Origin of the sequence: Ralstonia sp. OTU4908 (assembly GCF_038440115.1) — a bacterium.
Lineage (GTDB): Bacteria > Pseudomonadota > Gammaproteobacteria > Burkholderiales > Burkholderiaceae > Ralstonia > Ralstonia pickettii.
The window spans coordinates 286,557-308,550 of record NZ_JASATD010000002.1; the positions used below are offsets into that span (position 1 = coordinate 286,557).

The 21,994-nt window shown below is 65.7% G+C and carries 15 protein-coding genes; 9 read left to right on the forward strand and 6 right to left on the reverse strand.

Annotated elements, in window-relative coordinates; genetic code table 11:
* Positions 1 to 67 precede the first annotated feature (67 nt).
* Positions 68 to 1,621: an aminotransferase-like domain-containing protein gene (locus tag AAHM38_RS03220; protein ID WP_179817508.1), complete on the reverse strand. Its 1,554-nt coding sequence runs from the start codon at positions 1,619 to 1,621 to the stop codon at positions 68 to 70.
* Between the two features lie 55 nt (positions 1,622 to 1,676).
* On the opposite strand from AAHM38_RS03220, the gene AAHM38_RS03225 reads away from it, so the two are divergent.
* The 7 genes from AAHM38_RS03225 to AAHM38_RS03255 all read left to right on the forward strand — a co-directional run bounded on the left by AAHM38_RS03225 (position 1,677) and on the right by AAHM38_RS03255 (position 8,069).
* Positions 1,677 to 2,396: an alanyl-tRNA editing protein gene (locus AAHM38_RS03225; RefSeq protein WP_116574764.1), complete on the forward strand. Its 720-nt coding sequence runs from the start codon at positions 1,677 to 1,679 to the stop codon at positions 2,394 to 2,396.
* Positions 2,397 to 2,405: 9 nt separating this feature from the next.
* Positions 2,406 to 3,344 (forward strand): DMT family transporter, encoded by a 939-nt coding sequence (locus AAHM38_RS03230; protein WP_182552921.1) that lies wholly within the window; start codon positions 2,406 to 2,408, stop codon positions 3,342 to 3,344.
* A gap of 45 nt (positions 3,345 to 3,389) precedes the next feature.
* Positions 3,390 to 3,860 (forward strand): RidA family protein, encoded by a 471-nt coding sequence (locus AAHM38_RS03235; RefSeq protein WP_116574762.1) that lies wholly within the window; start codon positions 3,390 to 3,392, stop codon positions 3,858 to 3,860.
* A gap of 131 nt (positions 3,861 to 3,991) precedes the next feature.
* Entirely contained in the window at positions 3,992 to 5,182 is a 1,191-nt protein-coding gene (locus tag AAHM38_RS03240) for an aminotransferase-like domain-containing protein (protein WP_116574761.1), read from the forward strand.
* A 48-nt stretch (positions 5,183 to 5,230) separates the two neighbouring features.
* Positions 5,231 to 5,872, forward strand: coding sequence for a glutathione S-transferase family protein (locus tag AAHM38_RS03245; RefSeq protein ID WP_004629060.1), 642 nt, complete (start codon positions 5,231 to 5,233; stop codon positions 5,870 to 5,872).
* 89 nt (positions 5,873 to 5,961) lie between these two features.
* Positions 5,962 to 7,248 carry an MASE1 domain-containing protein gene (locus AAHM38_RS03250; RefSeq protein ID WP_009238593.1) on the forward strand — a complete coding sequence of 429 codons (1,287 nt, stop codon included), beginning with the start codon at positions 5,962 to 5,964 and terminating at the stop codon, positions 7,246 to 7,248.
* 8 nt (positions 7,249 to 7,256) lie between these two features.
* Positions 7,257 to 8,069, forward strand: coding sequence for an alpha/beta hydrolase (locus tag AAHM38_RS03255; protein WP_024973134.1), 813 nt, complete (start codon positions 7,257 to 7,259; stop codon positions 8,067 to 8,069).
* Positions 8,070 to 8,081: 12 nt separating this feature from the next.
* Here the strand turns inward: AAHM38_RS03255 and AAHM38_RS03260 are convergent, their stop codons facing one another.
* The 3 genes from AAHM38_RS03260 to AAHM38_RS03270 form a co-directional block, all read right to left on the reverse strand.
* Positions 8,082 to 11,237 (reverse strand): efflux RND transporter permease subunit, encoded by a 3,156-nt coding sequence (locus AAHM38_RS03260; RefSeq protein WP_116574760.1) that lies wholly within the window; start codon positions 11,235 to 11,237, stop codon positions 8,082 to 8,084.
* Positions 11,238 to 11,239: 2 nt separating this feature from the next.
* Positions 11,240 to 12,421: an efflux RND transporter periplasmic adaptor subunit gene (locus AAHM38_RS03265; protein ID WP_116574759.1), complete on the reverse strand. Its 1,182-nt coding sequence runs from the start codon at positions 12,419 to 12,421 to the stop codon at positions 11,240 to 11,242.
* Between the two features lie 169 nt (positions 12,422 to 12,590).
* The gene (locus AAHM38_RS03270; protein ID WP_116574758.1) at positions 12,591 to 14,954 is read right to left on the reverse strand and encodes a patatin-like phospholipase family protein; all 2,364 of its coding nucleotides are present in this window, start codon (positions 14,952 to 14,954) and stop codon (positions 12,591 to 12,593) included.
* A 249-nt stretch (positions 14,955 to 15,203) separates the two neighbouring features.
* Here AAHM38_RS03270 and AAHM38_RS03275 point away from each other — a divergent pair, with 249 nt between their 5' ends.
* The gene (locus AAHM38_RS03275) at positions 15,204 to 16,880 is read left to right on the forward strand and encodes an L-lactate permease (RefSeq protein WP_116574757.1); all 1,677 of its coding nucleotides are present in this window, start codon (positions 15,204 to 15,206) and stop codon (positions 16,878 to 16,880) included.
* A gap of 439 nt (positions 16,881 to 17,319) precedes the next feature.
* The gene (locus AAHM38_RS03280) at positions 17,320 to 19,152 is read left to right on the forward strand and encodes an ABC transporter ATP-binding protein (RefSeq protein ID WP_116574756.1); all 1,833 of its coding nucleotides are present in this window, start codon (positions 17,320 to 17,322) and stop codon (positions 19,150 to 19,152) included.
* Positions 19,153 to 19,155: 3 nt separating this feature from the next.
* Here AAHM38_RS03280 and AAHM38_RS03285 read toward each other — a convergent pair whose 3' ends face one another.
* Positions 19,156 to 20,475: an MFS transporter gene (locus AAHM38_RS03285; protein ID WP_116574755.1), complete on the reverse strand. Its 1,320-nt coding sequence runs from the start codon at positions 20,473 to 20,475 to the stop codon at positions 19,156 to 19,158.
* Between the two features lie 43 nt (positions 20,476 to 20,518).
* Positions 20,519 to 21,901 carry an amino acid permease gene (locus tag AAHM38_RS03290; protein ID WP_116574754.1) on the reverse strand — a complete coding sequence of 461 codons (1,383 nt, stop codon included), beginning with the start codon at positions 21,899 to 21,901 and terminating at the stop codon, positions 20,519 to 20,521.
* Positions 21,902 to 21,994 lie beyond the last annotated feature (93 nt).

A 21,994-nucleotide genomic window follows, 5' to 3' on the forward strand; every position in this document is an offset into this window, starting at 1 on the left:
GCGGGCGACACCTTGCACGTGCGCCCGTATGGATTTGTGAGGCTAGATAGGGCGTCGGGCTCGGTTTTCAAGCCCCACGATCGAGCTGCCCGGCCAGGAACCGGAGCAGATCCGGGTCCGCACTGGTCGCAATGTTGAAGCGCATCCACGTCGACGGCATCTGCGACGGCGAGAACAGGCTTCCGGGCGCAAACACATAGCCCTGTTCGTGCCCGGCGCGGGCAATGGCGTTGGTGTCCTGCCCCGTATCGGCCCAGAGGAACATGCCCGCGCCGTGCTGCGCAAACAGCTTCAGCCCCATGCGCTCGAGGCTGCGCTGCACGCCGTCGCGGGCGCGGTCCAGACGGGCGCGTATGCGTTCGACATGCTTGCGGTAATGGCCTTCGGTCAGAATCTTGTAGAGCACGCGCTCGTTGATCTCGGGCGTGACCAGGCCCGTCAGCAGTTTGCCGTCGACGAGGTTCTTGGCCAGCTCGGGGTGGCAGGCAATGAACCCCACGCGCAGGTTGGCCGCGAGCGTCTTGGAGAAGCTGCTCAGGTAGATCACACGGCGCAGCTGGTCGAGGCTGGCCAGCCGCGTGCCGGGGTGTCCGGGCGGGGCGAGATCGCCGTAGATATCGTCTTCGACGATCAGGAAACCGTACTGCTCGGCCAGCCGCAGCAACTGAAACGCCTTGGCCGCCGACAGCGACGTGCCCGTCGGGTTATGCAGGATCGAGTTGATGATCAGCAGCTTGGGCCGGCGCACCTGCACCAACCCCTCCAGCGCCATCAGGTCGGGCCCCTCGGCGGTGTACGGCACGCCGATCACCTGCGCCCCTTGCGCGGCAAAGCGGCCGAACATCAGGAACCACGCCGGATCGCCCACCAGCACCGTATCGCCGGGCTGCACGTACTGGCGCGCGATCAGGTCCAGCGACGAGGTGATGCCCGAGGTCATCACGATCTGGTCCGGCCGGGCGCCGATCTCCAGCTCCGCCAACCGCGTCTGCAATTGCTGGCGCAGCGGCAAAAAGCCCTGCGGCGATCCCCACGCCAGAAACTGGTTGCCGTTCTGCCGGCCGAGCGTGCGCAGCGCGTTGGCGATCAGCTCGCCGTCGAGCCAGCCGTTGGGCAGAAAGCCGATGCCCGGCGCCTTGCGTGGCTCGGCGGAATGGAACATGTTCCGCAGCAGCCATGTCACGTCGATCTTGCGGGCGGCGGTGGGCGGCGGCGCAACCGGCTCCTCGGGCAGTGGCGCCTGGCGCTCCTTGACGTAGAAGCCCGATCCGCGGCGCGATTCCAGATACCCCTGCGCCACCAGCCGCTCGTACGCCTCCACCACGGTGAAGCGCGAAATGCTCTTCTCCTGCGCCAGTTGCCGGATCGACGGCATGCGCATGCCGGCACGAAACACGCGCTCGTCGATGCGCATGCGCGCCCATTCGGTGAGCTGATCCACCAGCGTCATCTGCGCGGATGGAATCGGATCGGGCAACTGCTCCGCCGCCGGGCGGGCGGCTGCGCGGCGGGCATCCAGGCTGATGATGTGGGAGGTGGAATTCATGACGAGGTAGGCGGGAGCGGGCCGAAAACTGTACAGAAAGCGCCACGACAAAGTGTACAGGTACTGTACAGACACAGTTCGGTAGGATCAAGGTCAGAATTCCGCCCCCAGCGAACCCGGAGACGCCGCCATGCCAACGTTGAAACGTTTTGACGAAGACGCTTACCGCACCACCTGCGATGCCACCGTCGTCGCTCTGCACCCGGAAGGCATTGAGCTGGATGCAACGGTGTTTTACGCCCGCAGCGGCGGCCAGGCTGGCGATACCGGCACACTCGTCCTGGCCGATGGAACAACCATCGCGATTGCCGATACCGTCTATAGCCCGGATCGCCAAACCGTCCTGCATGTGCCCGCCGACAATGCTGGCCTCACGCTGCTCGCGCCCGGCACGGCCATCACGGCCACCATCGACTGGGACCGCCGCCACCGGCTGATGCGGCTGCATACTTGCCTGCACCTGCTGGGCTCGCTAATTCCGGTGCCCGTCACGGGCTGCGGTATCTCGCCAGACGCCGGCCGCATCGATTTCGACCTGCCGGAATCAACGCTCGACCGCGACACGCTGACCACACAGCTCAACGAACTCATCGGCCGGAACACGCCGGTGCGCATCGACCTGATCACCCCGGAAGAACTGGCCGCCCAGCCCGAACTCGTGCGCACCATCGGCGCGGCGCCGCCGGCGGGCGCATCGGCCATCCGCATCATCCACATCGACGGCATCGACCGGCAGCCGTGCGGTGGCACCCACGTGCGCGCCACCGGCGAAATCGGCCGCGTGATCGTCACCAAGATCGAAAAGAAGAGCCGCCAGAACCGACGCGTGGCCGTAGCGTTTGCAGACTGAGCGGCCACCATGAACAAGTCCGCCGCCCTCCCCATGCAACACGCCGACCATGCCGAACGCCGGGGCTTGCTGCTCGGCTTCATCGGTGTGGCCATCTTCAGCCAGACGCTGCCATTCACGCGCATGGCCGTCGCCGAGCTGGATGCGACCTTCGTGGCACTGGCGCGTGCCGTTCTGGCAAGCGTTCTGGCGCTCGTGCTGCTCGCGGTCACGGGCGCGTTCTCGGCCAGCAAGCGCCCGCGCGGCAATCAATGGTGGCAATTGGCGGTGACGGCGATGGGCGTGGTGGTCGGCTTTCCGCTGTTCTCGTCGCTGGCGATGCGAGACGTACCGGCCGCCCATGGCGCCATCATCACCGGCCTGCTACCGCTTGCGACCGCCATCTTCGCCGCCTGGTTCGGGCGCGAGCGGCCGTCTGCCGGGTTCTGGCTGTGTGCGCTGGCGGGCAGTGTGCTTGTCGTCTCCTTTGCGCTGCTGCAAGGCGCGGGGAGCCTGCATCGCGCCGATTGGCTCCTCTTCGCCGCGATGGTGACCGGCGCCCTCGGCTATGCCACCGGCGGCAAGCTTGCGCGAGAACTGGGCGGCACGCAGACGATTGCCTGGGCGCTGGTCGTCTCGCTGCCCGTGTTGCTCCCGATCGTGGGAGCGCTGGCGTGGATGCCGTCATCCCATCAGGCCGAAGCCCTGGTGCATGCGTCGTCCCGTGCCTGGATGGGGCTGGCTTACGTGTCGGCCTTTTCCATGTTCATCGGCTTCCTGTTCTGGTACTCCGGCCTGGCGGCAGGCGGTGTTGCGCGGGTCGGCCAGATACAATTGCTGCAACCTTTCATGACGCTGATCGGCGGCTGGCTGCTGCTGGGTGAATCGCTTGACGCGCCCACCGTGTTGTTTGCGCTGGCCGTCATTGCCGTGGTCGGCATCGGCCGGCGAACGTCGGTCCGCCGATAGCAACGTCTTCCCTCTCTTGTTGACCGCACTTACCAAGGAGTCTTCATGTCCGCCTCGCACGACGCTCAGGCCAAGCTCAAGCAACTCGGCATCGAACTGCCTGCCGCCGGCGCCCCCGCTGCCGCCTACGTCATGGCCGCGCAAACCGGCAACCAGGTCTTCCTGTCCGGCCACATCGCCAAGAAAGACGGCAAGCCGTGGGTTGGCAAGCTCGGCGCCGACATGACCACGGAACAAGGCAAGGCCGCGGCACGCGCCATCGCCATCGACCTGATCGCCACGCTGAACACGCACCTGGGCGGTGATCTCAGCCGCGTCAAGCGCATCGTCAAGGTGATGAGCCTGGTCAACTCCACCCAGGAGTTCACCGAGCAGCACCTCGTGACCAACGGCGCATCGGAACTGTTCGTCGAGGTGTTTGGCGACGCCGGCAAGCACGCCCGCAGCGCCTTCGGCGTCGCACAGATTCCGTTTGGTGCGTGCGTCGAGATCGAGCTGATTGCAGAAGTCGCCTGAGCGACGCTTTTTCCTGCTGTGCCACCGGCAGCCGGCCAGTGTTAGACGGGTCGGTTGCCTGCTATTCTCACCGTCTTGCCCACCCACGGCGCTCGCTCACGAGGTGGGCGCTGTAACACTAGGACCACACCATGGACCACACCGCCTGTACCTTCTCCAGCCGCGCTCAGAAACTGACCAGCTCGGCGATCCGGGAAATCCTCAAGATCACCGAACGTCCTGAGGTCATTTCGTTTGCCGGCGGCCTGCCCGCCCCGGTCACCTTCCCGGTCGAAGCGATTCAGGCGGCGTGTGCCCGCATGTTTGCCGACAATCCGCAGGCCTCGCTGCAATACACGCCGACGGAAGGCCTGTCGGTGCTGCGCGAGTGGATTGCCCAGCGTCATGGCACCACCGCCTCGCGCGTGCTGATCACCACGGGCTCGCAGCAGGGGCTGGACCTGCTCGGCAAGATCTTCATCGACCCGCAAAGCAAGGTGCTGGTCGAAACGCCGACGTACCTGGGCGCGCTGCAAGCGTTCTCGCTGTTCGAGCCGACCTATACGTCCATCGCCACCGATGACCAAGGTCTGCTGCCGGACGCGCTCACGCCGGAGCTGGGGGCGGGCGCGCGCTTCTTCTACACGATCCCGAACTTCCAGAACCCGACCGGCCGCCGCCTGCCGCTGGACCGCCGCCAGGCCCTGGTGGCCCGCGCGAAGGAACTCGGCGTTCTGCTCGTCGAAGACGACCCGTACGGTGAACTCAGCTACACCGGCGACGCCCTGCCCTCGCTGCGCTCGCTCAATCCGGACGGCGTGGTCTACATGGGCTCGTTCTCGAAGATCCTGGCGCCGGGCATGCGCCTGGGCTACATCATCGCGCCCGAGCATATCCACTTCAAACTCGTGCAGGCCAAGCAGGCATCGGATCTGCACACGCCGAGCTTCACGCAGCGTGTGGCATACGAGGTGCTGAAGACCGGGCTGCTCGATACGCACATCCCGAGCATCCGGAACCTCTATGGCAAGCAATGCGAAGCGATGCTCGACTCGCTCACGCGCCATATGCCAGCCGGCGTGCACTGGAACCGTCCGGAAGGCGGCATGTTCATCTGGGTTGAGGTGCCGGAAGGCATCGACACGATGGCGCTGCTGGAAAAGGCCGTCGCGCGCAATGTGGCGTTCGTGCCGGGCGCGCCGTTCTATGCCAATGCGCCGCATCGCAATACGCTGCGACTGGCGTTCGTGACGGTCGCACCGGAGCGCATCGAGCAAGGCATTGCCGTCCTGGGCGAGTTGATCCGCGCGGAAATCGCTGCGCTCACGCCCAAGGCCGCGTAAATTCGCTAACACCATTCACTTGTTCATCTGAGAAAGGAGCCGTCGTCGATGCTGCGGATCTGGGGAAGACTCTCTTCGGTCAACGTTCAGAAAGTGGTCTGGTGCGCGCATGAGCTGTCGCTGGACCACGAGCGCATCGACGTCGGCGGCGCCTTCGGCGGCGTTGACACGCCGGAATTCAAGGCGATGAACCCGAACGGGATGATCCCTGTCATCGAAGATGGCCTGGACGATGCCGGCGACACGCGCTTCGTGCTGTGGGAATCCAACGCCATCGTGCGCTATCTCTCGGCGCGCTACGGCCCGGGCAACCTCTACCCGCTTGAACTGCACGAGCGCGCCGATGCCGACCGCTGGATGGATTGGCAGACCACGTCCTACAGCCCATCGATGGTGGATGCGTTCCTGCAGCTCGTGCGCACGCCGGAAGACCAGCGCGACGCCGCGCGCATTGAACGCTCGCGCCAGGCCGCGGAGCGCAGCACCGCCATCCTCGAAGCCGTGCTGGCCAAGCAGCCGTACGTGGCCGGCCGTCGCTTCACCATGGCCGACATCGTCTGCGGCTGCGCCACGCACCGCTGGCTGGGCCTGCCGATGGACCGTCCTGCGCGACCGAACCTCGAGCGCTGGATGGCCGAACTGCGCGACCGCCGCGCCGCGCGGGAAGTCCTGGCACTGCCCGTGGTCTAAGCCCGCCTGAAACCGATTGCGGTAGCATCATCAACCGCGCACGGCACCGACGCCGGCGCGGTTTTTTGTTTTCACCGAGGGAAACCCGGATGCCATTGAACCGACCTTCAACGACCGTCGCCACGGCCCTCTGGGGCGCGCTTTACCTGGTTGCCGCCATCGTGTCGCACCGGCTGAACGGGCCGATCGACATGACGGGCTACATCTGGCTGCCGGCGGGCGTGGCCATGGCCGCGTTCATGCTGCGGCCGTATCGCGAATGGCCCGGGCTGGGGGCAGCGTTTGCCGTGGCGCAGCTGATGCTGGCGGCGATCGAGCGCACCAACCCCGCGCACGCCATGCTCTTCGTGCTCGACGAAGCCGGTAGTGCGGCCCTGGCCGTGGCGCTGGTGAGGCTCGCGCGCGTGCCGCTCGAAGGCCTCTACTTCGTGCGCGCAATGCTGGTGGCGGGCGCGGTCAGTGCGCTGCTTGGGGCGTTGTTCGGCGCGGCGTGGTTTGCCTGGTCGCAGGGCGGCTCGTTCGGACACGTGCTGCGCATCTGGGCGGCTTCGGATTTCCTGGGCGTGCTGATCGTCACGCCGGTGCTCGCGGCATGGTCGCGCTTTCGCGCATTCCGCTCGGGTGGCACCGACCGCACGGATTTCCTGCTCGGTCTGGCGGCCGTCGTTGCGCTGGCGCTGTCGTCATACATCATTTTCGATGGCAACAGCGATGCCAAGTTTGGCGATGGAATCGGCTTTGCGCTGACGTACGTCCCGCTGTTCTTTGCCGTGGTGGTGGCGCTGATGTGGGGCGGCCGCGGTGGCTCGTTGGCGGTGCTGCTGCTCACGCTGGTGGCGCTCACGCAAACCGCCGAAGGCGACGGCCCGTTCGCCGTGCTGGATCACCACTATGGCCAGTCGCTGCTGGAAACGCAGCTGTACCTCGGCATTGCCGCGCTGCTGGTGCTGCTGGTGAGCGCACTCAAGACCACGCGCGAACAACTGCACGAGCAAAGCGCGCAGTGGCAAAACCGCGTCGAACTGGCGCTGGCGGCGTCGGGCCAGCTTGTCTACACCATCGACCCAGCCAGCGGCCGCATTGACTGGGGCGGCGACGTCGCGCTCATGTTCGGACACGAACCGGCAAGCATGGCGTCGATCTCGACCGTACTGCAACTGGTGCATCCGGATGACCGCGATGCGCTGCGCGCGCGCTGGCTCGGGGCCGCCGTGCTGGAGGGCGATGCAGCAACGCCCGCACGCCGCCAGACGCTGCGCATCACCGCACGCGACGGCACACTGCACACCGTGGTGGATACCGGTCGCCCCCTGACGGATGCGGTTGGCAACACGGCGCTCGTGGCCGGGACCTGGTCGGTCGAGACCGCACTGTGACCCCATCGGTGCCCGGCAGCACGGCCGTGCTGCTGATCCATGGTCTGGGCGGCACGGCCTACGACGTGGGCGTGCTGCAGAAAGCGCTGCGCAACGCCGGCGCGGTCACGCACGTGCCGACCTTGCCCGGCCACGGCACGCGCCCGGAAGACCTGATCCACATGCCTGCCGAGGCGTGGCTTGAAACGCTTACGCAAGCGTATGAACGGCTTGCCGCCGAGCATGACACCGTGCATATCGCGGGGATGTGCATGGGCGCATTGCTGGCACTGGTGCTGGCGCACCGGGTTCGGCATGGCATTGCGCGCCCGCAGGACAGGCTGGCGCTGCTCGCCACGCCCGTCCATATCGATGGCTGGTCGACACCGTGGTATCGGGATCTACGCTACGCGGTGTATCGCATCCCGGGCATGGCGGCGCGCATGCGCGTGGAAGAGGACGAGCCGTTCGGCATCAAGAACCCGCTGTTGCGGCGGATCATCAAGGCGAAGCTCGCGCGCGGTGACAGCTTCCACTACCCGTGGGTGCCGCTGGCGTGCATTCGGCAGGTAGACCGGCTGCGACGCTGGGCACTGGCCGGGGCGCCCGATACGCAGTGCCAGACGCTGGTGATCCATTCCCGCGAAGACGAACTCACCAGCCTGCGTTCCGCCCAAACGCTACAGGCCACCCTGCCCCATGCGCGCAGCGTGGTGCTGGAAAACAGCTACCACATGATCTGCGTGGACAACGACCGCGATCAGGTCGCAGCAGAGGTCCTCGGCTTTTTCGGCTTCGACCCGGCAGCAGCCAGGCGCAAAGGCCCAGCCGCCGCAGATTGATGCCGACGCCGATCAGGCGGCCGGCCCGGCCGTCTCGTGCTCGTGCGCCGCGTCCAGCCGGCGCTGCCGCTCGCTGCCCTTGAACACGCGCCGCACCACCACAAAGAACACCGGCACCAGGAACACCGCCAGCACCGTTGCCGCGATGATCCCGCCCAGCACGCCCGTGCCGATGGCGCGCTGGCTGGCCGATGCCGCGCCGCTTGCAAGCGCCAGCGGCACGACGCCAAAGGCAAACGCCAGCGACGTCATCACGATCGGCCGGAACCGCAACCGCGCAGCTTCCAGCGTGGCTTCAATCAAGCCCATGCCTTGCGCCACCAGATCCTTGGCCACCTCGATGATCAGGATCGCGTTCTTGGCCGACAGGCCGATGGTCGCAATCAGCCCGACTTTGAAGTAGATGTCGTTGGGCAGAAAGCGCAGCGTGGCGCCCAGCAGCGCGCCCAGCACGCCGAGCGGCACCACCAGCAAGACCGCCAGCGGAATTGACCAGCTCTCGTACAGCGCGGCTAGGCACAGGAACACGACGAGGATCGACAACGCAAACAGCGCCGGCGCCTGCGCGCCCGACAGCCGCTCCTCGAACGACTGCCCCGTCCACTCGTAGCCGAAGCCTGCAGGCAGACCGCGCGCGATCGACTCCATCGCCGCCATCGCCTCGCCGGAGCTATGACCGGGTGCAGGCGCGCCGGTGATCGTCATGGCCGGAAAGCCGTTGTAGCGATCCAGCTTGAGCGGCCCGACGATCCACTTGGTGGTGGTGAATGCGGAAAGCGGCACCATGGCCCCTGCTGCATTGCGCACGTGCATGCGGCCAAGCTGCTCGACCGAAACGCGCTGTTTGCCGTCGGCCTGCACGATCACACGGCGCACCTGGTTGCGGTAGACGAAATCGCCGGCGTAGTCGGAGCCGAACATCACGGCCAGCGTGCGGTTGATGTCTTCGATCGACACACCCATCGACAGCGCCTTCTTGCGGTCCACATCGATCAGCACCTGCGGTGCATCGCCCTGGCCTGCAAACGTGACTTCCGACAGCGCAGGATGCTTCGCCGCCTCGGCAAGCATGTGGTCGCGTGCCTGCGCGAGGCGCTCGTAGCCGGCACCGCCGCGGTCTTGCAAGCGCAGGTCGAACCCCGGCTTGCTGCCCAGTTCCGGCAGAGCCGGCGAGTTCATCGCCATGACCATCGCGCCCTTGATCTTGCCGAATGCCGCGTTGGCGCGCTCGACCACGGCATCGACATGCTGGCCAGCACCCTTGCGCTGCTTCCAGTCCTTGAGCGTCAGGAACAGCATGGCCGCGTTCTGGCCGTTGCCGTACAAGCTGAACCCCGTGATGGCGAGCGTAGACGCCACGGCCGGTTCCTGCGTCATGAAGTACTGCTCTGCCTGCCGAACGACGTCGAGCGTCTGCGCCTGTGTGGCGCCGGTCGGCAGCATGACGACGGTCATGAACTCACCGGTATCTTCCTCCGGCAGAAAGGCCGTCGGCAGTTGCATGAACAGCAGCACGACCACGCCGATAACCGCGCCGTATGCCACCAGTGCACGGCCCGTGCGATTCAGCAGCATGGCAACGCCGCCCCGGTAGCGTGCCGTCAACCGCGCAAAGCCCCGGTTGAATGCGCCGAAGAAGCCCTTGCGCTCGGCGCCGTGGTCCGGCTGCACCGGCTTGAGCAGCGTCGCGCAAAGCGCCGGTGTGAGCGTCAATGCCAGGAATGCCGAGAACACCATCGACACGGCAAGCGACAGCGAAAACTGCCGGTAAATGTTGCCCACCGCGCCGCCGAAGAACGCCATCGGCACGAAGACCGCCGTCAGCACCAGCGAGATGCCGACGATGGCCCCGCTGATCTGCCGCATCGCCTTGGCCGTCGCCTCGCGCGGCGACAGCCCGTCTTCGTGCATCACGCGTTCGACGTTTTCCACCACCACGATGGCATCGTCGACAAGGATGCCGATGGCGAGCACCAGGCCGAACAGCGTCAGCACGTTGATGGAAAAGCCCATCGGCAGCATCACCGCAAACGTGCCCAGCAGCGCGATCGGCACGACCAGCGTCGGGATGAGCGTCGCGCGCAGGTTCTGCATGAACAGCATCATCACGAGGAACACCAGCACCACGGCTTCAAGCAGCGTCTTGACCACCTGTTCGATGGCGATGCCGACAAAGCGCGAGCTGTCGTACGCCACCTCATAGCGCACGCCGGGCGGGAAATGCGCCTGCGCTTCGTCCAGCACCGCGCGCACGCGCTTGGCCACGCCCACGGCGTTGGCGCCGGGGGCAAGCTTGATGCCGATGGTCGTGGCCGGCTTGCCGTTCATGCGCGAGAGGTACAGGTAATCGCTGCCGCCCAGCTCCACGCGCGCCACATCGCGCAGCAGCACCACGCGGCCCTGCGCGTCTGCACGCAGCGGAATCTGGCCGAATGCTTCAGGCGTGGTGAGCCCGTCGTCACCGGTGACGCTCGCGTTGATGGGCGCGCTGCCCGGCACGGCGCCGCTGCCGATCTCACCCACAGTGATGCGCGCGTTGTACCGGCGCACGGCATCGCTCAAGTCACCGGCGGTGAGGCCCAATGCGGTCAGCTTGTCGGCATCGGGCCAGATGCGCATGGCGTATTCCGCATCGAACAGCTGCGCGGTGCCAACGCCCGGCACGCGACGCAACTGCGGAATCAAATCAGACGAAGCGAGGTCGCCCAGGTCGATGCCGTCAAAGCGCCCGCGCTCGGCCATCAGCGACAGATACATCATGTAGTTCTCGGCCGCCTTCTCGATGCGGATGCCATTGCGGCGCACGACTTCAGGCAGGCGCTCTTCGACGATCTTCAGCCGGTTCTGCACCTCCACCGCCGCAAGATCCGGGCTCGTACCCTGCGTGAACGACAGGTTGATCGACACGTTGCCCGCCGCATCGGACGACGACGACATGTACAGCAGCCCCGGCGCACCGTTCATCTCGCGCTCGATGATGGCGGTGACGGCACTCTCCACCGTGCGCGCCGACGCGCCCGGGTAGTTGGCCGAGATGCTGACGTTGGGCGGCGCGATGTTCGGATACTGCGCCACCGGCAGCTTGGGCAGTGCGAGCACGCCGGCCAGGATGATGGCGAGCGCAATCACCCAGGCAAAGACCGGGCGGTCGATAAAGAAGCGCGCCATGGTCAGCCTTTCTTCGGCTCGGTGTCAGCACGCGGTGCTGCGGGCACCGGCTTGACCGCCATGCCCGCTTCCAGCGCCTGCATGCCCGGAATGGCGAGGCGCTCTCCACCGGACAGGCCGCTCGTCACCAGCCATTGGTCGCCGGCCAACGTTTGCGCAGCCACGGGCCGCGCGGCCAGCGTATTGTCGGCCTGCACCACGAACACCGATGCCCCCTGGCGATCGCGCTGCAATGCGCCCTTCGGAACCGTCACCGCGCCCTGCTGCACGGCGTGCGAGAGCTTCACGCGCACATACATGCCGGGCAGCAGCAACCCATCGGGGTTGGGCAGCACGGCGCGCATCGAAACGTTATCGGTCGCGCGGTCCACCGCCAGATCGGAGAACAGCAACCTGCCGGGGCGCTCGTACGCCACGCCATCGCTCAGGATGACCTGCACGCCGATGTCCTTGCCGCTCAATGCAGCGGCCTGGCCCTTCTTGAGCGCGCGCTGCAAGGCCAGCACCTCGGCGGCGGGCTGCGCAAAGTCGACGTAGATCGGGTCGATCTGCTCGACGGTGGTCAGCGGCGTGGCGGCGTCTTCCTTGACCAGCGCGCCTTCGGTGACCTGCGCGCGGCGCGAGCGGCCGGCAATCGGGGCCGTGACGGTGGCATAACCCAGGCGCAGTTGCGCGGTGTCCAGCGCAGCACGGCTGGACACCACGTCTGCGGCGGCCTGACGCTCTGCGGCTTGCGCTTCTGCGTATTCCAGCTCGCTCACAGCGCGCGTGGCGGCCAGCCCCTTGTAGCGGGCAGCCTTGTCGCGCGCGATGGCGAGTTGTGCCTGCGCACGAGTAAGCGCGCCTTGCGCGGCGTCCACCTGTGCCTTGAGCGGCGCCGGATCGATGCGGAACAGCACCTGGCCGGCCTTGACCACTTGGCCTTCTTCATAGGCGCGCTTGAGGACGATGCCGTCCACGCGCGCGCGCACTTGCGCCGTGCGATACGGCTCCAGGCGGCCCGGCAGTTCGGTCACAAGCGGCGCATCGGAGCGCTGTGCAACGACAAACTCGACCTCCGGCGGGCCAGCGGGCTTGGCGGCCTCATCAGCATGCTTGCCGCAGCCCTGCAACGCAGCCAAGGCGCACACGCACAGCAACCACGGGGACGAACGGTAACGACGGAACAACACGGAGAACATCATGGGAAAGGGGGCTGGGCGCGACCGCGCCCGAGGTCTTGAACGAAGCGAAGCGGAAGGCTAGCACGCACATCCGCTGCAAGCTGACCGATTGATTTCCCAATCTGATCAAGACCTTACGAAGCAGGCGCTGACCGTACGCCAGGCAGGCCTGCTGCCCCTTGATGCGGTTTCAGAAGACGCGACCGAGCTGCAGGTACACGTTCCACACGCCCTGCGGCGCCACCGCAAAACCGAAGTAGAGCGGCCCGATCGGGCTGGTGCCGCCAACAAATACGCTGCCGCTCTTCAGGTAAGGGCCCTTGCCAAAGTTGTTGCGCAGCTGCCAGACATTCCCGGCCTCGGCGCTGGCGCCGAACACCGGCGCGCGCAGGCCGAGCAGATCTTCGACGCGCAGGTCGTACAGATAGGTCAGGCGGCCATACAGCATGTACTGGCCGTTGAACTGATCCTGCGCATACGCCGAAAGGTGCTGGAAGCCGCCCAGGAAGAAGCCTTCGTTGGCGCCGTTGCTCGTGTTGCCGTCGTTTTCACGCGTCGGGCTGTTGATGCCAAACTGGCCCGCCCCTTCCAACGCCACATTGAACGTGTGGCGCCCATAGCTCGTGGCCCATAAGCCCTTGGCCTGGGCGGTGTTGAACTTCTTGTCGAGCGAGCCGAAGCCCGTTTCCACGCTGCTGTAGAAGTAATAGCCGCTACGCGGGAACAGCGGATCGTCGAGCTGGTCCAGCGTGAGCTGGGCGCGGAAGGCCGGTTGCTGCGCGCGCGTGGGGTCAACAGCCGTCGCATCCACGACATTCCCGGATTCGTCCGCGATCAATTGCAGGTAATTGAACGTTGCCGTCTTCCTGACGTAGTTCACGCCCAGGCGCAGTTCACCCTTGCGGCCCAGCGGGATGCCCAGGTCAACCCCGGCGCGTGCCGTCTCGATGGTCAGGTTGTTGAACGGCTTGGCGTCCCGGGTGGGGGGCTGATCGTCAAAGTAGAGATCGGAGCGCCGGCGCGAGTACTCGGCGTACGGCGCCACGTAAAACCCGCGCGCCTGCCACAGCGGCTGGCGCAGTTCGGTATGGATGCTCGCCCGGTTGCTGCCGAGCACGATGTCGTTGCGCCACTCCAGCCCGCTCTGCGTGAGCCACGGATACCGATGGCCAAGGTTGATGTTGAATGCGCCACGCCCGTCGAAGTTGGTCGACATGCCCAGCCCGAACAGGAAGAACTGGTTGCCCCACGACTTCTCGTGTGCGTCGATCTTGAGCGTATGTACGCCGTTCTGTTCCACCAGTTGCTGCGTGACGGTTTCGAAGTCGCCGGTGGTGGCTAGCGCCGACAGCTCGCGGTTCAGCGCCTCGGCGTCATACGCATCGCCTTCGCGCACCTTGATCAACTGGCGCACACGCGCCGCAGGCACACGGCCGTTGGTGGTCACATCGATGGCGTCGATGCGCGCGCCTGCCACCAACGTGCCTTGCGGCTGATGGGCAGCGCGGTACGCGGCATACGCCTGCGGCGACAGCGACAACGTCGCGAGCTTCGCCTCGACGCCCTGCGCCGCGCGCTCGCCTTGCCGCACACCCTGCGGGCCCTTGGCGAAATCGGTGAACGAAAGTTCCGTGAGCTGTGGCTCGATCAGCACATCCTTGTCGCGCAGCAGCGCCTTTTGCGCACGCACGTTCTGGCCCACGAGGATGGTGATCATCTGTTGTGTCACCGCCGCAGGCGAGGCCAGGTCTTCAGGCCGCTCCAAGTCCGACCCGATGTTGACGGCGATGATGATGTCAGCCCCCATGTCGCGCGCAAGCTGCACAGGGAGGTTGCTCACCAGGCCGCCATCCACCAGCGTGCGCCCGCCCACCTCGAAGGGCGCGAACAGCCCCGGCACCGCCATGCTGGCCCGCATGGCCAGTGGCAGCGAGCCGTGGTCGAGAATCACCCCGTCGCCCGTGGCCAGATCCGTCGCCATGGCCTTGAACGGAATCGGCAGGCGCGAGAACTCGATGTTGTCGGGCCACTGCGCCGTCCAGTTCTTGAGCAGCGCGAGCAGGCGGTTGCCCTGCACCAGCCCGGCCGGCAGCTTGAGGTTGCCGTTGCCATAGCCGGCGGACAGGCCGATCGGATACTGGAAATCATCCTCGCGCAGCGACTGCGGCAGCTTGGCGCGATCGTTGCGATCGAACGCGATGTCGCTCAGGTCGACCTGCGAGAGCTTCTGCTCCAGCGCATCCGCCCGAATACCGCTGGCGTACAACCCGCCCACGACGGCGCCCATGCTCGTGGCGGCAATCACATCCACGGGAATGCGCAGGCGCTCCAGCATCTTCAGCACGCCAATATGCGCATAGCCGCGCGCCCCGCCGCCCGAGAGCACCAGACCGATTCGCGGCCGCGTCGATTCGGTGTTCGCCTGCGTTGGCGCCGCCGCAGTCTGGCCATGCACGGCGGGCGGCAACGTCGTCAGTGCCACAAACGCGGTAAGCACGGCGACAGCCAATCGGGAGCCGCGGCGGCGAAGCAGGAAGGCCATCAGAGAAGCCATGAATGGAGGGCGAATTGGAGTGGGTGAGCAGCGCTGCAGGCGCAATGATTCCACAACCCGGATTTACCCGGTGCAATTGCTTGCGCCACGCGAAACCACGCACCGGCGCCGATGAATACTTTTCAAGGCGAAAGTGACAGAATATTGCGGGGAGCCGGACACGCTTGTTTCTACAATCCGCGTTTGCCCCTGAAAAAAAGGGGGCGGCAGAAGACGTTCGCTGAAACGCCCAAACAGGAGGAGATCAAGATGTGGAATCAAGTCTATGACCCGCTCGGCAGCGCCGTGTGGTCGACCATCGCAGCCGGGATACCGGTGGCGGTGCTGCTATGCTCGCTGGCGTTCTTCCATATGCAGGCGCATCTGGCCGCCGGCCTGGCGCTGATCGTCGGGGTGGGAATCGCCTCGTTCGTGTTCGGCATGCCGACCGCGATGGCCAGCAAGGCAGCCGGTCTGGGCATCGTCTCCGGCCTGTTCCCGATTGGCTGGATTGTTCTCAACATCATCTTCCTGCACCGGCTCACCACCTTGAACGGGTCGTTCAAGGTGTTACAGAGCTCGATTTCCGGCATTACCGAAGACCGCCGCCTGCAGCTGCTGCTGGTAGCGTTCAGCTTCGGCGCGTTCTTTGAAGGCGCGGCGGGCTTCGGCACGCCGGTGGCCGTCACGGGGGCCATCCTGATCGGCCTGGGTTTCTCGCCACTGGCCGCGTCGGGCCTGGCCCTGATCGCCAACACCGCACCGGTGGCCTACGGCGCGCTGGGTGCCCCGCTCATCGGGCTGGCTTCGGTCACGGGGCTGGACCTGCTGCAGCTCTCCGCCATGGTTGGCCGCCAGTTGCCGTTCTTCTCGGTGCTGGTGCCGTTCTGGCTGATCTGGGCGTTCGCGGGCTTCCGCGGCATGCTGCAGATCTGGCCGGCAATCCTGGTGGCGGGCGTGTCGTTTGCGATTCCGCAGTTCCTGGTGTCGAACTTCCACGGCCCGTGGCTGGTGGACGTGATTGCGGCGCTGGTGTCGATGGGCACGCTCACGCTGTTCCTGAAGGTGTGGAAGCCCAAGACGATCTGGACCTCGACCGCCCTGCGCAACCGCGAAGACAACTCCCGCGTCGACCCCGAAGCCGCGGCCGAAGCCCGCGAAACCACCACGGCCACCAACGGCAAGATCACGCGCGTGCAGGCATGGTTGCCGTGGGTCATCCTGACCGTGTTCGTGTTCATCTGGGGCGTGCCGCAATTCAAGGCATTTGCCGACGGCCTCTGGGCATTCAAGTTCGCCATCCCGGGCCTCGACAAGATGGTGCTCAAGGGCCCGCCGGTGGTGCCCAAGGTGATTGCCGAAGGCGCAGTGTTCAACTTCAACGTCCTGTCGATGGCGGGTACGGGCATCCTGGTATCGGCCATCGTCGGCGGCCTGCTGATGGGCTACTCGCTGCCGCGCATGCTCAAGGAGTACTGGAACACCATCAAGCTCACGCGCTATTCGCTGCTGACGATCTGCGCGATGTTCGGCATCGGTTACCTCACGCGCTACTCCGGCCTGGACGCGACGCTGGGTCTGGCCTTCGCCCACACGGGCGTGCTGTACCCGCTGTTCGGCACGATGCTGGGCTGGCTGGGCGTGGCGCTCACCGGTTCCGATACGGCATCGAACGTGCTGTTCGGCGGCCTGCAGAAGACCACGGCCGAACAGCTTGGCCTGTCGCCGATCCTCATGTCGGCGGCCAACAGTTCGGGCGGCGTGATGGGCAAGATGATCGACGCGCAGTCCATCGTCGTGGCTTCCACCGCCACCAAGTGGTATGGCCACGAGGGCGACATCCTGCGGTATGTGTTCTTCCATTCGCTGGCGCTCGCCTTCCTGGTGGGGCTGATGATCACCCTGCAGGCTTATATGGAGCCGTTCTCGCGGATGGTGGTGCACTGAGCCCCGCTCCCGACGGAACCCGAAAGCCGCTCAATCGAGCGGCTTTTTTCATGCGAACCCGACACGTCGAGCGAAAAACCTCGCACGTCCGGTTCCGAACTCCAGCGGCGAAGTTCAAAACCTCTCGTGTCCAGTTTCGAACCCCAATCGCCTGGTTCGACAACCTCACGCGTCGCGTTCTGAACGCCAACCACCGGGTCCAAAACCTCGCGCGTCGCGTTCTGAACCCCAATCGCCAAGTTCAACAACCCCACGCGTGGCGTTCGGAACCCCAATCGTCAAGTTCAAAACCTCACGCACGGCGTTCAGAACGCCGATCGCCGAGCCCTGCACTCCGTAAGCCACCCCGCCAACATGGGCCCTTTCACGCGCGTATCATGGGCAGCTCTTCCGCGCACGTCCCGCCCTGGGGCGTCGGTCTTCCCCCTCCCGACCCGACATGCTGCTGCGCCGCCTGGAAAAGCTCATCGATCCGTTCCGTCCCCTGCCCGACACACAGCCTCCGGCCAATGTGTGGCGCTTCTACGCCTACTTCCTGCGCGAGGTGCGCGGCGTTTTTGCGTTCCTGCTGGTCGTCGGGTTGCTGGGCGCGCTGATTGAAGTCGCGCTGTTCGACTTCCTCGGCCGCATCGTCGACATGATCCAGGCAACCCCCGGCGCGGAGTTCTTCGGCCGCCACCGCAGCGAACTGCTGTGGATGGCCTTTGTGGCGCTGATCGCGCGGCCGGTCATCTTCGGGCTGCACGACGTGCTCGTGCACCAGGTCATCAACCCCAACCTGTCGAACCTGATCCGCTGGCAGAACCACCGCTACGTGCTCAAGCAGAGCCTGACGTTCTTCCAGAACGACTTTGCGGGCCGCATTGCGCAGCGCATCATGCAGACCGGCTTTTCGCTGCGCGATTCCGCCGTGCAGGCCGTGGACGCGCTCTGGCATGTCGTCATCTACGCGATCAGTGCGATGGTGCTGTTCGCCAGGGCCGACTGGTGGCTCGTTGTGCCGCTGCTGGTGTGGATTGGCTGCTACATCGCGGCACTGAGCTATTTCGTGCCGCGCGTGAAAGCGCGTTCGGTCATCGCCACGGAGTCGCGTTCCAAGCTGATGGGCCGCATCGTTGACGGCTACACCAACATCACCACGCTCAAGCTGTTCGCGCATACGCAGCATGAAGAAAGCTACGCGCGCGACGCCATGGCCGAGCAGACGGACAAGACACGCCTGTCCGGCCGCATGATCAGCGGCATGGATTTCACCATCACGGCCATGAACGGCCTGTTGATTGTCGGCACGTCGGCGCTCGCGCTGTGGTTGTGGAGCCAGGGCCGTGTGAGCGCCGGCACCATTGCGCTGACCACGGGGCTGGTGATTCGCATCAACAACATGTCGGGCTGGATCATGTGGGTGGTGAACGGCATCTTTGAAAACGTCGGGCAGGTGCAGGACGGCATGCAGACCATCGCGCTGCCGCGCGCCGTGATCGACCAGCCCGATGCCAAGCCGCTGCACGTGACGCGGGGCGAAGTGCGCTTCGAGCACGTGGGATTCCACTACGGCAAGGGCAGCGGCGTGATCGAAGGGCTGGATCTCGTGGTGCGCCCGGGTGAACGGATCGGGCTGGTTGGCCCGTCGGGCGCGGGCAAATCGACGCTGGTGAATCTGCTGCTGCGCCTGTACGACGTGGAGCGCGGCCGGATTCTGGTCGACGGTCAGGACATTGCGACCGTGACGCAAGAAAGCCTGCGCGAGCAGATCGGCATGGTCACGCAGGACACGTCGCTGCTGCACCGGTCAATTCGCGACAACCTGCGCTACGGCAAACCCGACAGCACCGAGGCGGAATTGATGCAAGCGGTGCACCGGGCCCGCGCCGACGAGTTCATCCCGCAGCTGTTCGATGCGCAAGGGCGGCGCGGCTTTGATGCGTTGGTTGGGGAACGTGGCGTGAAGCTGTCGGGCGGTCAACGCCAGCGCATTGCGATTGCGCGTGTGCTGCTCAAGGACGCGCCGATCCTGATCCTGGACGAAGCCACGTCAGCGCTGGATTCGGAAGTGGAAGCCGCCATCCAGGAAAGCCTGGAAACGCTGATGCAGGGCAAGACCGTGATTGCCATCGCGCACCGGCTCTCGACCATCGCGCGCATGGACCGGCTGGTCGTGCTCGATGGCGGGCGCATCGTCGAGAGCGGCACGCACGCCGAGTTGCTGGAACACGGCGGCCTGTATGCGCGGCTGTGGGCGCACCAGACCGGCGGTTTCGTTGGGGTGGACTGAGCGTTACGAGAGGCGGCGGCCCAGCGTTTCGGGCACCATCGCCAGCCCGATCAGCGAGACCAAACCGCAGCCGATCACGTAGAAGGCCGGCGCATTCGCATTGCCTGTGAGGTGGATCAGCTCGGTCGAAAAGAACTGCGCAAATCCACCGAAGATCGCAATGGCCACACAGTAGGCAATCGACAGCCCCGTGGCGCGCAGCCGCTGCGGCAGCACCTCGCTCACGAGCACCATCGATGCCGGCGAGGTCATCGACATCGGCACCGACAGGCAGCCGACCACGATCAGCAACCGCGTCAGCGAAGGGTCGGCGTTGATGAGCGCGAAGGCCGGATAGATCATCGCCAGCAGCGCAACGCGCGACCACAGCACGACCTTGCGGCGGCCGACGCGGTCGGCCAGCCGGCCGGCGAACGGCGACAGCACCACCTGCACCAGCGCCGCAATGCACGCGGCCCAGATGCCCAGCGACAGCGGCATGTGCAGCACGCTCACGGCGTAGTTGCTGAGGTAGTACACGATGATGTACGTGGACGACGCCACGCCGATCATCAGTAGAATGCTCGCCACCAGCGTGCGACGGTGTTCGCGCAGCAGCGGCAGCGTGGCGTCGGCTTCGCGCGAGCTGGGCGATGCGGCGGTTTCCTCCAGCCGGCGTCGAATGATCAGGCCGACCGGGATCACGAGAATGCCGATCACGAATGCGAGCCGCCAGCCCCACGACTCCAGTGCCGAGGGCGCCAGCACATTGCTCAGCAGCAAGCCGACCAGCGCGCCAAACAGCGCCGCCAGCCCCTGGCTGAACGGCTGCCAACTCGTATAGAAGCCGCGCGAGCGGTCGTCGGCGTATTCCAGCAGCAGCGCAGTCGAAGCGCCCATCTCGCCGCCGATGGCAAAGCCCTGCACCAACCGCGCCAGCACGACGAGCATGGGCGCGAGGATGCCGATCTGGGCGTAGGTCGGCGTGACGACGAAGATCAGCGACGACAGGCCCATCAGCCACAGGGTGAGCGTCACGGCCGGCTTGCGGCCTGCGCGGTCGGCGTACATGCCGATCAGCAGACCGCCGAGCGGCCGCATCAGGAAGCCGACGCCGAAGGTGGCGAACGACATCAGCAACTGGCCGGTCGCGTTGCCGACCGGAAAGTACAGCCGGCCAATCAGCGTGGCGAAGAAGCTGTAGACCACGAAGTCATAGAACTCCAGGCCGTTGCCGATGGTGATGGCGGCAATGGCGCGGGTGCGTGACAGCGGTTGCGCGTGGCCGGTCGCCTGCGGGTCGGCGCGGCCGGCGTACGACGGCGCAGAGGTGTGGTTCGACATGGGTTGTCTCCGAAACTTGTCTGTTCTTGGCGGGGGGCCGGGTTCAAACCCCGCTTGCCTCTTCGGCGAACACGGATGCTGCGTTGGGCTTCACGCGCAGATACCACGCTGCCGACATGAGCAGCACCCAGCCTGCGCCAACGTAGAGCGCCACGCGCGTGTCTTCCATGGTGCCCAGCACGCCGATCACGAACAGCATGAACGCGATGGCGAACGCCGGCCCGACGGGCCACAGCGGCACCTTGAACTTGAGCGCGCGCACCTCTTCAGCCGACAGACGCCGGCGCATGGCCACCTGCGAGAGCAGGATCATCAGCCAGACCCAGACGGTCGCGAACGTGGCGATCGACGCGATGATCACGAAGACGTTTTCGGGAATCAGATAGTTCAGCACCACGCCGCACAGCAGCGCGCCGGCCATGAACAGCACCGTCACCCAGGGCACACCGTGACGCGACGTGGCCGCAAAGATGCGCGGCGCCTGGCCCTGCTCGGCCATGCCGTACATCATCCGGCCCGCTCCAAAGATGTTGCTGTTGATGGCCGAGATGGCTGCCGAAATGACGATGAGGTTGAGGATTGCCGCCGCAGACTGGATGCCCAGTCCGGAGAAGATCTGCACGAACGGGCTGCCCTGGCCGTCGATGCCCGTCCACGGGAAGATCGCCATCAGCACGCACATGGTCAGCACGTAGAACAGCAGGATGCGCGCCGGCACGGCATTGATGGCCTTCGGGATGACCTTGTCGGGGTTCTGCGCCTCGCCGCCGGTAATGCCGATGATCTCGACGCCGCCGTACGCAAACATCACCACGGCAAACGACGCCACGAGGCCGCCCACGCCATGCGGCAGGAACCCGCCGTGCGACCAGAGATTGCCCAAGCCCGACGCGTGCTCGCCGTTCATCTTCACGCCGAGGAACAGGATGACGGTGCCGCCGACGATCATGGCGCCGATCGCCGCGATCTTGATCAGCGCGAGCCAGAATTCCATCTCGCCGAACACCTTGACGTTGCAGAGGTTCAGGCCGCAGATGAGCATGACGATACCGAGCACCCAAACCCATTGCGGCACCTCGGGAAACCAGAAGCCCATGTAGATGCCGAAGGCGGTCACGTCGGCCAGGCAGACGATCACCATTTCGAGGATGTACGTCCAGCCGGTGAGAAAGCCGGCGAGCGGACCGAGGTTGTCGCGCGCATAGCGCCCGAACGAACCGGAGACCGGCTGGCGCACCGCCATCTCGCCGAGCGCGCGCATGACCATGTAGACGGCCGCGCCGCCGATGATGTACGCGAGGATCACGGCCGGCCCGGCCAGTTGGATGGCCGAAGCGGACCCGTAGAAAAGGCCCGTGCCGATGGCCGAACCGAGCGCGAGAAAGCGGATATGCCGCGCGCGCAGGTTGCGTTGAAGGTGTTCCAAACTGTCTCCTCTTTATGTCGGCGAGGCTGTCAGCGCAGTGCCGGGCTGGACGGATGCGTCGAGCGGATCGAAATTCACATACAGACAACATCG

What these genes read in the sequence shown, in the direction of transcription:
- AAHM38_RS03245 (WP_004629060.1), top strand. Translation starts at nt 5,231, where the DNA reads ATGCTGCGGATCTGGGGAAGACTCTCTTCGGTCAACGTTCAGAAAGTG.
- AAHM38_RS03285 (WP_116574755.1), bottom strand. Translation starts at nt 20,475, where the DNA reads ATGTCGAACCACACCTCTGCGCCGTCGTACGCCGGCCGCGCCGACCCG.
- AAHM38_RS03230 (WP_182552921.1), top strand. Translation starts at nt 2,406, where the DNA reads ATGAACAAGTCCGCCGCCCTCCCCATGCAACACGCCGACCATGCCGAA.
- AAHM38_RS03260 (WP_116574760.1), bottom strand. Translation starts at nt 11,237, where the DNA reads ATGGCGCGCTTCTTTATCGACCGCCCGGTCTTTGCCTGGGTGATTGCG.
- AAHM38_RS03225 (WP_116574764.1), top strand. Translation starts at nt 1,677, where the DNA reads ATGCCAACGTTGAAACGTTTTGACGAAGACGCTTACCGCACCACCTGC.
- AAHM38_RS03240 (WP_116574761.1), top strand. Translation starts at nt 3,992, where the DNA reads ATGGACCACACCGCCTGTACCTTCTCCAGCCGCGCTCAGAAACTGACC.
- AAHM38_RS03265 (WP_116574759.1), bottom strand. Translation starts at nt 12,421, where the DNA reads ATGATGTTCTCCGTGTTGTTCCGTCGTTACCGTTCGTCCCCGTGGTTG.
- AAHM38_RS03235 (WP_116574762.1), top strand. Translation starts at nt 3,390, where the DNA reads ATGTCCGCCTCGCACGACGCTCAGGCCAAGCTCAAGCAACTCGGCATC.
- AAHM38_RS03280 (WP_116574756.1), top strand. Translation starts at nt 17,320, where the DNA reads ATGCTGCTGCGCCGCCTGGAAAAGCTCATCGATCCGTTCCGTCCCCTG.
- AAHM38_RS03270 (WP_116574758.1), bottom strand. Translation starts at nt 14,954, where the DNA reads ATGGCTTCTCTGATGGCCTTCCTGCTTCGCCGCCGCGGCTCCCGATTG.
- AAHM38_RS03275 (WP_116574757.1), top strand. Translation starts at nt 15,204, where the DNA reads ATGTGGAATCAAGTCTATGACCCGCTCGGCAGCGCCGTGTGGTCGACC.
- AAHM38_RS03250 (WP_009238593.1), top strand. Translation starts at nt 5,962, where the DNA reads ATGCCATTGAACCGACCTTCAACGACCGTCGCCACGGCCCTCTGGGGC.